Here is a 13,778-nt window from a genome sequence, read left to right as displayed (position 1 = left end):
TCCTATCCCAACTGGCTGGGTACGAGGTCGGATGGACCGACATACGACATCTCAATCCTCGTGCGATCTCCATTTACAGAGGCGCGCAGCAGACCCTTCCTTTCCGCATGAAGAGGGCTGGCCAGCGACCCCAATAGTTCATGGTCTGGGGAGAGTATTTGAAATGTATCGCCGTCCTGGGCATTCACAATGCGAACAGCGCTTCCGGCTGGAGGGCGATTGTTGATATCCACCCAGTTTGCGCTATCCGAATAGGTCCACGATTTCCATTCGGTGCGGTCTTGCGGAACGTAACTCGATAGAAAGCTCATCCAAATGGCATGGCTGGTCTCGGTTGGCCATTCGACATCCGCTGAAAGAGCAGCCACTTCGTCTGACCGAAGCCACTCTCTAAGACCCTCGGATGTATCGAAATCAGCGTCAGTAGCGGAGATGGCCTTTATCGCTGCAAGGCGAGAGGTAAATCCGGCCTGCATCAGAATGGCTGCCGACCTATTCAGCGTGCCCGTCTCAATCGCTGGCACCGCAAGGCTGAGTTCATAGTCATCAAGATCCGTTCCGTCCTCAAACTGGTCGCCGCAAGCGAGGGCACGAACACGAATGGCCTCCATCCCCCACGGCAATCGGTAGATCAAGGCATCTTCGACAAAGCGGAGGACATCCTCGTCATTTTTCGCCAACGCCGCGACAGGCTCGCCCAGGAGCCATGCGCGGAGAATGTCGCGCCAATTAGCCGGCTGCACATTGGGTTTGAATGGCAAAATCTCGAAAAGCAGTTCTGCAAGTGCCGTAATCGCCGTTATGGCCTGCTCATTGTCACCCGTGAGAACCGCCCCGTTCGCTTGCAATAGTAGCTCATTGGCATTTGGAGCAATTTCGTCCAGCTTTTTGCCGGTCTCGTATCCCACGCCCGCTAAGAAATAAGCGCGACGCTGGATCGATGTGGCGTTTTGCCAAAGGAACTTGGAGCGGCTTAAGAGAGCGCTCTTAAAAATATGCTGAATCTCTTGGGGTCGTCGAGTGAGCCGCCGTTCCCACAACGAAGAGCTTAAGATAGCGTCGAGCTGGGCAGAGACCTCGTCATCGGGCACTTCGTTTTCGCCGATGAGACTCAAGATGGCTGAATCAAGCGTCGTTAGATACTGTTGCCAGTCGCGTAGCGCTGCGTCCCTGCGCTCAGTAGACTCGCCAGTAACGGCGGGAAACTCCCAGACCTGAGCGTTGTTGAGGATGTATTCGAGCAACTGGGCAAGGTCGCCACCTAGACTTGAGTACATGCGTTGTACGAGAGATATGATTAGGCGGAGCAGGCCGCTTTCCATCTCGCGGCCCTGGTCGCCCGCCTTTAGCGTTTCCCATTGTGCGGATCGTTGTGCATTCGGCTCGAAAAATGGAAAGAGGACCAGCCCGTCCACATCGACGAAAGCCCTTCCGGCTCGCCCGATGACGTTGCGGAACTCGGAGACTTCGATAGGCTGCCTGTTCCGGATGATGCCGTGCATCACAATCGTTGTGGCAGAGAGATTGAGGCCTTGCGCAAGCGTCGGTGATGATACCGTAACCCTGAGAATGCCGTCACGCAGAAGCTTTTCAACTTCTTTCCGGAACGGCGTCGGAAGTGCGCCGTGGTGGATTGCTACACCAAGTTTGAGGCATGACAGGATATCGTGGTCCTCGCCCAGCCATTCCGCACCGATAGCGAGAGCAACAGCAATGCTTGCCTCATTCGGACCCAGCAGCGAGGGTAACAGACCGTACCCGTGCAGCTTTACTATCGCCGACGCATAGGGCTCAACCGACCGGCGTTCCGGGCAGTAAATCAGGACGGTTTGTCCATCATCTGTAAGCCGCCACGTGGTGGCTAGAACCAGTTCCCGGTGATCGGACGGAAACAGTTTTCGCCGCTGCCCTCGTGTGGGAGCTTTCGATGAGAAAAAGCCGGGAACAAAGGGATTCTCATTGCCGACATGGATATTCATACGGGCGCGATTTGCCGACCATATAATTTCGCCAAATCGGAGCCGTGTCGGCCGCCACGCGCTCTTGATGACGCTTTGATCGTCATCGTTGCCGAGCCAAGCGACAAAATCGTCAAGCTGGTCGCCTTCAGGTAAGATGGCGGATAGGCAAACGATACGTCGATTGCCAGCGTCGGGACGTTTCAAGAGTCGCTGGATTTGAACCTCGTAACGCACCTCGCGCTCGCCTAGTCCTATCATATGTCCTTCATCGAGAATGACGAGGCCGACATCGTCGAGTAGCGACGGCTGATTTCGCAGGGCAAAGTCAAGCTTCTCCGGTGTGGCCACCACGATGTTTCGCGAGCCCAGCGCATCCGTCTCAAAAACACTCGTGCCAATGCTTCCATAGAGGGTTGAGATGGTCTTGCCCAATGGTCCGAAGGTGCGGTGGAGGGTATTTTCGGTCTGAGCCGATAGGGCGCGAAGCGGTGTCACAAACACAACGCGCTTCTCGGCAGCCAGACAGCGGAGAATACAGAGCTCGGCGATGCGCGTTTTTCCCGCGCTCGTCGGAAGGGAGACGACCAAATCGTTGCCCTCGTTTACGGCTTTTGCCGCGGCATCAATCTGCGACGGCCAGAGGTCTATTTCGGAGCGCGGTCGCCGATATAAAAGAGAAATGAACAGCTTTCTCAGATCCGCCCAGCGCACCTCATCCGGTGTGTTCGGCAGCAACGGGAGACGTGCATGGAAACTGGATGACCACAGGTCGTCGATGATGTTTATAGCAAGGCGGTATGTCCACCATTGAGGCAGTAGATTTACCTCAGCGCACACTCGAAGGCCGACCCGAAGGCGCTCAACGGCCTGGGCGATATATTCTTGTTCCCCACGTTCCACAGCGAATAAGAAAAGACCCATCCCGGCAAGGAAATTATCGATAATAGCTGCGCCAAGGGCATCGACAACGTAAGAGCCGTTTTCTGGATCTGGCGGCTCGCCTTCTGTTGCGGCATCCCAGCCATCTTGGAGAAACTGCGCTATGCTGGCATCCGCGCCGGGGCCTTCAACGCGCCACGCAAGAATTTCAGATTCCAGCGTAGCCAAGTCCCGAAGGACGAGGCTGGCCAGGCAACGCTCTATTGGAGAGAACGAAGCATCGCGCTGTCCGTGTGACAAAAGCGAGAAGGCGCGCGCGGAGAACCGGCCCAGATGATATGCGCCGGCGGCCACGATGTAGTGAAAACTGCGCGTGTCATCGGCACGCTCGCCTTTAAGAAGAACGCTTTCGAGGGCCATGCCTGCGTATTCGAATGCCTGGCGCGCGATCACTTGATCACCGCCAGCTTCCTTCAGGCGCAAACCCATCCCAAGCAGCGAATAGGCATAGGACAGCAGGTCATACGACAGTGTTTGAGCGAATGCCGGGGAGCCGGGCGGAAGGACGCCGTCTCGCCAAATCATAGACCTGGCTTCGCCGCGGTCGATCAATCGGGCGCGGAAGCCGGGGCCGACGGCTTGGCGGATACTGTTTTGCAGCTCCTCAACCGTTGTCGCCATCGGCAATCACCTTCTCGTAAACGTCCTCAATGAACTGTGCGTGGTCGGCAATTCTCAGGCCTACGCTAAATTGCTCCATCGTACCGGCGTACTGCTGGAGATCTGTGCGAAGAAAATTCGTCGGGTCGTTGCCCGTGAATACGAACAATAGATGGCAGACTTGATCGGGAAGAATCCCATCGGCGAGCTGGGCGTCATCGATCTTATTGGAGAGTTCGACTTGCCCTAGTTCGCGCAAGCGGTCAGCAACGAACGCCAGAGCGTGGGGTGATGGCAGGCCTCCGTCGGCATTCAAGGATGTTCTGGCTGATGCGACGACATCTGTTTGAAGCTGCGCACGGCTTTTTGATTCTGCCTTGAGAAAGTCGAGAGGGTTGCCATCGTCTGGGATGCGGACTGCCAGTACATCGTCACCGCGCATTGCCATCTCGCGATGGTCCTTCCATCGCAAGCGCTTGATGGGCACCGTGAATGTCATCTTTTCGGCGACGTATTCCGTGGCCAGTATTTCGCCGAGGTCGCCGGATCGGATACGGGAGCCTTCCGGAAGTTTTTGCTTGATGAACGTAGCTGACGCCGTTTTACCGAGACGCTGAAGTAGATCCGCGATGCGTTCCTCGGATGCGTAGTGCGTCGGTACACAAAGCGCGGTCGCATCCCGGCCGACTTCGCGGCCTGCGGCTAAGCTCGTCAGGACTGTGAGATTGTGGTCGCCAACAGCCTCTTCCTGTTGTTCACACCAATCCGCGAATGACACTCTTCCCCCCAACCCATAGCGGTTCCAGTATTCAACTCTGGATTACGCACATTGCCCGCGCGCAACTCTAGCCCACGCTGCCGGAACGACGCATATTTTTTGGGGAGAACGCGGGGCGGCCATTCGGCGTTTCCAGGCTCCCACGAGGCACCAACAAAAAACCGCTGCATTTCAATAAGTTACAGGAAGCCGATTTCGAGCCTGGCCGTTTCAGGCGACCCTCTACAACGAAAGGTCATGATCGGCTCGCCGGCCTGCTGTTTCGACGCTGTCCGGAACGAAGATCAGTTAGGCCGAACCCGGACCAGCGAAGCGGCGCGGCTGAGCGCTTCTTGCCGCTGGCTATCATCGCCGAGGACGAAGTGATTGGAGCCACCCTTTCTCAGCCTTTCGTGGAGCGCTTTGCTCACGCGAAGCTGCGTCGGCTCCATCCACGCATACATCCCCGCATCCGTGATCTCGTCGGCAAGGATATCGATGAATTGATTATGCCGACTACCAACTGTGAGCTCTTGTTTTTGGCTGAGACCCTCCGCAAGACTGTCGAACGTGATGATCTTGAAATCGTCAGTTTCGGCGGCCTTCACAAGCCGCCTACGATCTTCGTTGCCCGCGTATTCTGCTCCACGATCGAAGACGAGAACATATTTGTTGTAGGTCGGATTTCGGGCCATATGCTGTGGGACCTGGACGGCGCTGACTGTGGCCAAGAAGCCAGATTTGTTCTGGTCCGAGAGAAACCAAGCTTTCCACTGATTTATCTGCTGCTGTGCGCGCAGAAATCTTAATATTGAAATCTCAATGCACGAGATTGTCGCTGCCGTCGCTGCGAAGAAAATTCTGCAAACCGTCGGGTTCGCCAAAACGAGCGCGAAGGTATCTTCCCGAGCGCTTTCCGAATCGACAACCAAACCAATCATTTTCGGCTAACATTGACCCCAGATGCGAGGTCCATCAATATTTTGGGATGCCGATCGGCCCCAGACCGCAGACAGCTTCAACCTCTCGGCAAAGGGAGCGACTCGTCCTATTTGCACGCCACAGCTACCCAGCAGCCATAACAGCGCTTTAGATTTCTTTCTTGCTTGAGAAGGCTAGGATCTTATTGCCTAAGACCGATCATGGTTCGGAGCTGAGGCATGGGCGGCAAGGACGGAAAGACCCGGATCAAGACACTTGGGTCGCCAGACGACATCAAGGTGCCGCCTGCCACAAAGCGGCGTCGCAAGAACCGTGGCATGCCGCCACCGGCGACGTTCGATATCGATACACTGCCGAGCAGCTCTAATTTGACGGCATTAGAGGCGGCCGCGGTCATCCGGCGCACGCCCGGAGCGCTGGAACAGTGGCGGCGCGATCCAAACCACCCGCTGAAGTGGCGCTACGTCGATGGCCGGCCTCTCTATCGTGTCGATGCGGTGCGCGACTATCTGGCCAAGTGCGATAGGACCACTAGGGCGCGTCAGCCGCATAATGCTCACGGAGACGGCCGAGGAGTTCGGCCTTGATCGGGTCAAGCGGATTCGTCCGCTGAAGGCGCACGATTTTGCCGACCCGTTTCGCGCCGACCAATTCGGCAATGTAGTCGTGGGCTGCTTCGAACGCCATCTTGCGGATGATCCACTGTTCGTCGTGATTGTAGACCTGATCAATTCCGCTTGGCTTTTGCCCAACACACAGCCGCTGGATTTCGTTGTCGTAGCCGCAACGCGACATGATGGTGCGCAAGCTGCGCCTTAAGTCATGCATGGTGAACTTGGCGACGCTCGCTTCCTTGACCAGGCGATTGACCATCTTGGTGAAGCCGGACATCTGGCCGCCGGTCTTTGGTGATGGGAAGACATAGTCGGAGGTTGCCCGCTGGAAATGTTTCGCGGCCGTGAGCACCTCGTCAACCAGGTGAGTGCGCGGCACATCGTGGTGCAGCCCCATCTTGGTCCACGCTGCGTCGAAGGTGATCCGGTCGTCCATGATGTGCTTTCGCCACTCGATCATGGTAGGCTCGCTGCGGCGCGGGCCGCCGAGCAGGCACATGCGTGCCAGGAGACCGAACGCCCCGAGCTTGCCGGATGCATCCCAGATCTTGATGATTTCCTCATCGGTCAGCGCGCGACCCTTCGTTCGGCGTCCGACCCTTTGCGCGCGCGTTTCCTTGGGAGCGCGATAGCCAGCGAGTACGTTGTGCTCGACATAGCCCTCGCCGACGCACCATTCGAGGAAGGTATGCACGTGCTTGCGCAAGTCCCTAGCTGCACCGCGCTTGCCGGTCTTGGCAATCTTGTCGACCGCAGCCATGATCTGCCGTCGCGTTAGGTCCCCCACACCGCTTTCGGCGTGATCCTTGAGCCCGCGCCGCAGCGCCGACATTGCTGGCTTCCAATTGACCACTTGACGTTCGGTCAGGGACGTCTGGTAGGGACCATCTTCAACAATGAGGGTCGCGAGCGTGGTGCGCTGCTTCTCGGCTGCCTGTTGCCGCCTCGCCTCGCGCTTCGCGTCGTTTGGGTCCAAGCCCTTGACGACCTCGCCTGCGGCGATGGTGGCGGCCTTGCGCGCGGCTTTCTCATTATATTTGGGCCACGCGCCGAGGGTCTTGCGCTGGGTACCCCTCACCCCCGGCTTGGTGAAGAGGTAGACCCAGGTCCGGCCGCCGGTGGCGCGCATGCGCAAGGCAAGGCCGGGCAGCTTGTCGTCGTGGAGATAATGCTGCGCCTTACCCGGCGGCAGCGTTGCGTTGCGGATCACCGTATCGGTGAGTGTAAGCTGGTTGGCCGGCTCCATCATGATTCCTTCCCTCTCTCTGTGCCCAGCGTGCCCCGCAAAAAGGGCGGGCAGCTCTCGAACAGAACTGGGCCTCAGACCCTCCCCTTTTGCCGTGTGCCCGCGCGGGGAGGATCCACAGACCCAAACAGAACCGGGTCTCAGTCCTCCCCTCGTTTTTGTGCCCCGAGGGAAAATCCACGGCGGGCACAACGGGGGCATACAAAATGTAGCAAGGTCACCTATGGGCTCATATGGCCGAATAGGGCTACAACCCACATTAATTAAAGGGGTTTTTACATTTCAACTATGGCCGGATTTGGTTGGCTCGGGTCTACGAATTGTGGTTCACACGGGAGAGGTCCAAGGTTCGATCCCTTGTGCGCCCACCATTCCTTCTCCTGAATCATACCGGTCGCGAACAATCATCGACGTCGGGCGTCCGCCCTGACGGCGTGTGTGACGACCCCATCAAAATATCGAAAACAACCCCATGCAAAGTAGCCGGCGGCTGCCGTCATGACGGCTGCGTCTTTTCCGAAGCCGCTTGACCTGTCGGGCAAAACAGCAGCACGATGCTATCATCCAAGGAGAGGCGCACGGCACCGGCGATCAGGCCGAGCCTGATTTTATTGCCCCCGGATCCAAGGCATTCCCCGGAAAAGCCTTTGCGCCGGAAACCGTACCGGCGAGTTGTGCGCCCACCATTCAGCCTAGTTTTCAAGAGTCGCGGAAAGCTTCCTTGCCGAGGCGCGCGAACGCCCGCTTTGCCCTCGCAAGCAGAAATCAAGCAGCCGACCGATATAGTCAGCGAAGGGCCAACAACGGACAAGCGAATGGCCGATTAGATACCGAGCACAGCCTGATAGGCGAACAGAGCGGGCGTTCCGCCGGTATGGATGAAAATAACATCTGTGTCGGGTGGCCATCGCCCCTCCCGCACAAGCGCGATCAGGCCAGCCAATCCCTTGCCAGAGTAGACCGGATCGAGGGGCAAGGCTTCGAGCGCTCCGGCAAGCTTGATGGCCTCGATGGTCGCCGCATGCGGCACGCCATAGGCGGGACCAGCGTGCCCGGCGACGACCTCGACCTCGCTTGCATCGAAACGGGTGCCGATCATTTCCGCTGCGGCTCTTCCGTAGGCGATAACATCGGAACGCACGCGCTCGGGTTCGGCATCGATGTCGATGCCGACGATCCGCGTCTCAGGCATCGCAACGGACGCGCCGAAAACAAGACCGGCCTGTGTTCCCGCGCTACCGGTGCAATGTACGATCGCCGCAGGCCGAATGCCGAGTGCCCCCGACTGCTCCGCGATCTCCACGATTGTCGATGCATAGGCGATCGCCCCGAGTGGACTGGAAACACCGTACGGAACGAAGTAGGGCCGACGACCTTGTTCCCTGAGCCGGCTTCCCAGCTCCTCAATCGCCGCATTGCGATTGCCGGTCCACGGCACGTCATGAAGATGAGCCCCGAACAGTCGATTGAGCAGGACATTTCCCGAGGTCTCGTACTCGGGAGTCGGCGGAGCCAGCCGGCCGTGATAGACAGCCAGATGGCACTCCATACCAAGCTTCGCTGCCGCGGCAGCAACCTGACGCTGGCTGTTGGACTGGACGACGCCGCCAGACACCAGCACGTCAGCCTTGGATGCGACGGCCTCGTGAAGGACATAGTCGAGCTTGCGCAGCTTGTTGCCGCCAAAGCCAAGGCCAGTCGCGTCCTCACGCTTCACCCATAAGCGTGGCCCGCCCAAATACGCTGTAAGCCGCCTCATTGGCTCGAGCGGTGTGGGCAGGGTGGCGAGCCCAAGGCGTGGAAACGCTGACAGCTTGGAGGCAAGAACCGATGCGTCTTTGCTGGTCATGCCGTCGAGATAGAAAGGCCAGCCGGCTTCCGCAACGGGTCAACAAGCGCCGTCTTCGGATCTAAAGCATGTCAGCTTTGACCCTACCAGCGGAAATCCCATGGCAGCGCCCGCAAAACACGCCGCCGAACATATCTTCGCGATCCCCGCGGACGCGGTCGGGACGCTTCGTCGCAACCGCATCGCTACGCGATCGACAGAATCTCGATCTCCTGATTGCCCGAACCTGCGACGTCTCCGACGGCTTTCCCGATCAGGGATTTTGCGACCGGAGATACGAACGAGATCGACCCGGCTTTCGGATCCGCTTCGTCCTCGCCGACGATGCGATACGTCTGGACGCGGCCATCGGCGCGGCTGAAGGTCACCGTGCTTCCAAAGGCGACCATATCGGTCGACGACGGATCGGGGACGAGCTGGGCCGTGCGAAGCCTTTCGACGAAGTAGCGAACGTCGCGCAAGGGGCCCGCCGACTGGCGGCGCTTTTCATTGACGTCTTCGACCTGTTGCGCGGCGTCATAGGCTTCGCGCGCTTGCCGAAGCTGCAGCTCCAGCGCCTGCAATCCTGATTGCGTCACCAGGTTGGGATGAGGCGAAATCGGACGGTCCGGCAACAACGTCTCGGACGCGGTTTCGGCACTCTCTTCTTTGGTAAAGGCGACGCTCAATCCTTGGACCTCATCGATAGCTGTCGGCGATTGTAGCGAAACTAAAGCTCGAGGTCGACGTATCGGCGCAGCTTGAAAACGATATCGGGCAACGCCTGGCGGAACCGGGTCGCGTCCCGGAACGTGGTCGAGAATGGCGCGAACGTGATCATGGCGTTCCAATTCCGGTAGCCATAGACCGTGACGGAGACGCCGGACGCCGGAAAATCAACGATCTTGCGCAACTCGCCGAGCACGAGATCGGCAATCACTTCCGCAGGCAGCCGTCGCTTGCCGCCCGGTTGCGGCACGACTTGAGCCGGCTCGATCAGTTGCGCGGACGCGACCGCGCCATTGGAGGCATCCTCGCGCTTCAGCGGCGCCACGTCCGCGATTTGCGCGGCCATCGCTTCCAGTCCGTTCGTCGGCGCAGTTGGCGGGACATCAGCGAGCGGAGGCGGTTCTACGGCGTCGGCGCGCTTGCCTCCTCCAAGAATGCTGCTGATCATCGCCACAAGGCCAGCATCCTTCCCATGATCACTCATGACCGTCCCCTGGGCTTTGGCCTACTCTAGCACCGCGACCGCAGGCCGCCGCAAGGTAGATCAGATCTGCGCCTGACAAAGGTATCCAAGGCCGCGCTCTGATCGCGCCCATCTCAGATGATCACTGCGGCGCAACTCGCATCGCGCCGCTGCGAACGTGCATTACCGTTTATCGAACGGAATGTATTGCTGGTACTGCTTCGGCACGGAGCTGCGATAGCGCGCGGGAACGGTGCCGGTGTCGATGGAATGATCGATCTCCTGCTGCCGCGTCATCTTCTTCTTCGCCGGCTTCTTTGCGGCGCTCTTCTTCGAGTCGGTCGACGGAGTTGGGGTGGCGGCGGCTGCGCTCGGCGGCGTGGTTGCGGCCGGCGTGGAGGTGGCGGCCGGCGCCGTGGTCGCAGCCGCCGGCGCAGTGCCGGCCGCGGCGGGCGCGCTCTCGGCCGGCGTGCTCTGGGCCGGTGTGCTCTCTGCCGGCGTGCTCTGGGCCAGCGCGACCGGCGTCTGCAGAACGAGCGCGAGCGCTGCCGTCGCAGCGAGCAAATATGACTTTTGCATCAGAGAGCCTCCAGGATGCCTGATCCGAATGATGGGGAGCGTAATCCCGCCGGATCAACGCGTGCAAGTCGGCGAGGATAGGCGGGAACCCGTGCGCGAACTGTGGCCGAGATCACATAACCGATAGCTGCCTGCGTCATGATGCGTCACACCCGAAACGCGCTCCCGCGCCGCGGGGCACCAAAGCAGGCAAGATCATGCGGACGAGCGCTGGAAGCGCAAAGGTCCGGCCGACATGGTTCTCACCCCGCATTCGAAGGAGATTGAAATGCGTCACACCATCCTGACCCTCGCCTCATTCGCTGCGCTGCTTGCCGCGACATTCTCGGCACCAGCACATGCCGCAAGCGACAGATATTGTCTGCAAGGGCGCACCTGGGGCTATCCCGGCAATTGCCAGTTCGCGAGCTATCAGCAGTGTCTGGCCACGGCATCCGGCACGTCGTCCTATTGCGGTATCAATCCGCGCTACGCGTTCGCGCAGCAGCGCGACTACTACTGATGATGCGGCGGCGTGCGCGCGCGAGCCTTCGCACGCCGCCACATTTCTTTCGTGCGCACGATCGGGGCCGATAGGTCGACGAAGCTGACATTGTACAGGCGACCGACGACGACGTGCAGACTGCGCGCGAGGCCGCGCAACCGGAGTCGCGCCGCGCGATGACGAGAATGTTATTCGCGAGCGCGCTGGGAAAAATTTGCAAAGCGCGGCCGCAGCTTGTTCACGACGCTCCCTCCCAAACCAGCAGCAGTATCGCGCGTGCAGCCGTGGGGCGGCTTGTCGCCTCGCAACGCTTGATCTAGCCTAACCTGCATATCCTTTCGTGAACAACTTTAGCTCTATTCGCTTTTCGTGTGAATTTTCAGGGAGGTTTTTCATGAGCAGCCGCCACAGCATTATTCCGCGCGGTTTGAACGTGACGCGTTCTCCGCTTTCGCAAGGCCGCTTCGGCCGCATGTTCGGCAACCTCACGCCAGCGAAATTCGGCGCCACTGATGCCGACAGTTTCGCTAATCTGTCGGCGCTCGCGGACGAGATGGTGGCCGACTTCGACCCGCCCAAGGACGGCCCCGATGCGGAAGAGAGCGGGATTCCCGCGCTCTACACCTACTTCGGCCAATTCATCGACCACGATATCACCTTCGATCCGGTGAGCTCGTTGACCAAGCAACAGGACCCGGACGGGCTCGTCGATTTCCGCACGCCGGCGCTGGATCTGGACAATCTCTACGGGCGCGGTCCGGGCGACCAGCCCTACATGTATGACAAGAACGGCAAGTTCCTCCTCGGCGCCCCCTTGACCGGCACGGGCGTACCAGACGCCACCGACCTGCCGCGCTTCAACGGCCGCGCGCTGATCGGCGATCCCCGCAACGACGAGAACAGCATCGTGTCGCAATTGCAGTGCCTGTTCCTGCGCTTCCACAACCGGATGGTCGACGACAACTCCGCCCTCTCCTTCGAGGAGGTGCAGCAGCGCGTCCGCTTCCACTATCAATATGTCGTGCTGAACGATTTCCTGCCGCGGATCGTCCACGCCAGCGTGCTGAACGACCTCAAGACCACTGGCCACTACGACCGTGGCAAGATCAGGTATTACCACTGGAAGACCTGGCCGTTCATGCCGGTCGAATTTTCGGTCGCGGCCTACCGGCTCGGACACTCGATGATCCGTCCCGGCTATCGGCTGAACGACGCCGACACAATGCTGTTGCTGATTTTTCCAGATCCCGAAGACCCCGACAAGAACGCGCTGACCGGCTTCCGCACGATGGGCCCTGGACGCGCCATCGACTGGGGCCGCTTCATCGACATCGACAAGCGCGCCTATGGCGTCGAGGACGACGCCACCAATGCCGACAACAAGAAGCGGCTTCAGTTCGCCTATCGCATCGACACCGCGCTGGTCGACCCGCTGGGCACGCTTCCGCCGGAAATCGCCTCCGATCCGCCGGCATCCCTTGCGCTACGCAATCTCGACCGCGGCTGGCGCCTCGGCCTGCCGTCGGGCCAGGCGGTCGCCAGAGCCATGCACCTGACGCCGCTGCCGGACGAGCAGATCATCATCGGCAAGGCCGTCGACAAGCCCGAAAAGGGTGATCCGCAGACCAAGATCGCGACCATCGCGAACGGTGCGTTCGCCGGCAACTGCCCGCTCTGGACCTACATCCTCGCCGAGGCGCGGCAGAACCAGACCGCCGTGACGATTCCCGCCACGGGCGGCCCGGATACGATCAACACGCCGCAGCTCGGGCCGGTCGGCGGACGCATCGTGGCCGAGGTCTTCCTCGGCATGATGTTCGGCGACAATTCTTCGCTCCTGTCGCTCGACCCACAATGGACGCCGGTAACGGGACCCGGCTTCGCGCTGAAGGATCTCGTGGCCTATGCGCTGGGTCAGGGGAAGCCGCTGCACTGACCTCGCCGTTTCGTAAGCTCCGGATATCGCGAAGGCCGCCCTGCCCGGGCGGCCTCTTGCCGCCTCAATGGCCGCCGCCGAGGCCGACCTCCTCCAACCGCGCGGCGAGCCAGAGCGAGAGTGGCCGATCGATGACGCCGCCGACATAGACCTCCGACATCGTCACGTTGCGCTTTGCAAGCACCAGCAGCACGCCGATCCCGTAGGCGAACCAGACATCCGGATCGGTCATCGCCTTCAGCTTGTGCTGGTCGTGCTCCAGGGACGTGTGATTACTCGCCTTGCGCACCTCGACGGCGAGCAGATTGTTCGGGATCTCGCGCTGATGCACGACGACGTCGGGGTAGATCGACTTGCCGAGATGGTCGTCGGTCGAGATGATCGTACCGTGTGGCAGGTGCAGCGTGCGCTCGCCAAGCCGGTCGTAGTTGCAGTCGATCGCCCAACCCGGGAACTGCCGCTCGAGATAGACGGCGAAGCGGTGCGTGATGGTGCGCTCACCGACATCCTTCTCGAACAGAAACGTCTCTTGCGCGTAGAAGTCTCGGAGCGCCGCCACCACCTTGTTCAGCTCGGTCTGCATCGTGCCCCTCGACCAGAGCATGATCCGGAAAGGTGGACACCGGTTTTCCGAACGAGATCATGCTCAACCTAAGAACTGGAGCGCGACGTATCGCGCTCCAGGCGCCCCCTTTCGCGT

The 13,778-nt window shown here is 59.9% G+C and carries 11 protein-coding genes; 2 read left to right on the top strand and 9 right to left on the bottom strand.

Annotated elements, in window-relative coordinates:
* Positions 1-2: 2 nt before the first annotated feature.
* From K289_RS0131225 to K289_RS0131185, 8 genes are all read right to left on the bottom strand, one after another.
* Complete coding sequence (locus K289_RS0131225) at positions 3-3,521, bottom strand: DEAD/DEAH box helicase (RefSeq protein WP_027555077.1); 3,519 nt, start codon at positions 3,519-3,521, stop codon at positions 3-5.
* Entirely contained in the window at positions 3,505-4,278 is a 774-nt protein-coding gene (locus K289_RS0131220; protein ID WP_027555076.1) for a Hachiman antiphage defense system protein HamA, read from the bottom strand. Before K289_RS0131220 ends, K289_RS0131225 begins: the two co-directional genes overlap by 17 nt.
* A 284-nt stretch (positions 4,279-4,562) precedes the next feature.
* Complete coding sequence (locus tag K289_RS47925; protein WP_156918290.1) at positions 4,563-5,198, bottom strand: hypothetical protein; 636 nt, start codon at positions 5,196-5,198, stop codon at positions 4,563-4,565.
* Between the two features lie 532 nt (positions 5,199-5,730).
* Positions 5,731-7,062, bottom strand: a complete 1,332-nt coding sequence (locus tag K289_RS0131205) for an integrase arm-type DNA-binding domain-containing protein (RefSeq protein ID WP_027555075.1) — start codon at positions 7,060-7,062, stop codon at positions 5,731-5,733.
* 820 nt (positions 7,063-7,882) lie between these two features.
* Complete coding sequence (locus K289_RS0131200; RefSeq protein ID WP_051310993.1) at positions 7,883-8,908, bottom strand: D-cysteine desulfhydrase family protein; 1,026 nt, start codon at positions 8,906-8,908, stop codon at positions 7,883-7,885.
* Positions 8,909-9,093: 185 nt separating this feature from the next.
* Positions 9,094-9,576 (bottom strand): transcription elongation factor GreA, encoded by a 483-nt coding sequence (gene greA, locus K289_RS0131195; RefSeq protein WP_027555073.1) that lies wholly within the window; start codon positions 9,574-9,576, stop codon positions 9,094-9,096.
* A gap of 41 nt (positions 9,577-9,617) precedes the next feature.
* Complete coding sequence (locus K289_RS0131190) at positions 9,618-10,100, bottom strand: hypothetical protein (RefSeq protein ID WP_027555072.1); 483 nt, start codon at positions 10,098-10,100, stop codon at positions 9,618-9,620.
* 162 nt (positions 10,101-10,262) lie between these two features.
* Positions 10,263-10,658, bottom strand: a complete 396-nt coding sequence (locus K289_RS0131185) for a hypothetical protein (RefSeq protein ID WP_027555071.1) — start codon at positions 10,656-10,658, stop codon at positions 10,263-10,265.
* Between the two features lie 268 nt (positions 10,659-10,926).
* On the opposite strand from K289_RS0131185, the gene K289_RS0131180 reads away from it, so the two are divergent.
* Together K289_RS0131180 and K289_RS0131170 are read left to right on the top strand one after the other, a co-directional pair.
* Positions 10,927-11,160 (top strand): DUF3551 domain-containing protein, encoded by a 234-nt coding sequence (locus K289_RS0131180; RefSeq protein ID WP_027555070.1) that lies wholly within the window; start codon positions 10,927-10,929, stop codon positions 11,158-11,160.
* Positions 11,161-11,536: 376 nt separating this feature from the next.
* Positions 11,537-13,078: a heme peroxidase family protein gene (locus K289_RS0131170; protein WP_027555069.1), complete on the top strand. Its 1,542-nt coding sequence runs from the start codon at positions 11,537-11,539 to the stop codon at positions 13,076-13,078.
* Between the two features lie 64 nt (positions 13,079-13,142).
* Here K289_RS0131170 and K289_RS0131165 read toward each other — a convergent pair whose 3' ends face one another.
* A complete protein-coding gene (locus K289_RS0131165; protein WP_027555068.1) occupies positions 13,143-13,661 on the bottom strand; it encodes a hypothetical protein in 519 nt (172 codons plus the stop codon).
* Positions 13,662-13,778: the final 117 nt, after the last annotated feature.

It is taken from the genome of Bradyrhizobium sp. Cp5.3 (genome assembly GCF_000426265.1).
GTDB classification, from domain to species: domain Bacteria; phylum Pseudomonadota; class Alphaproteobacteria; order Rhizobiales; family Xanthobacteraceae; genus Bradyrhizobium; species Bradyrhizobium neotropicale.
The sequence above is the reverse complement of the archived record's forward strand: the minus strand, read 5'-3'. Positions and strand labels throughout refer to the sequence as shown.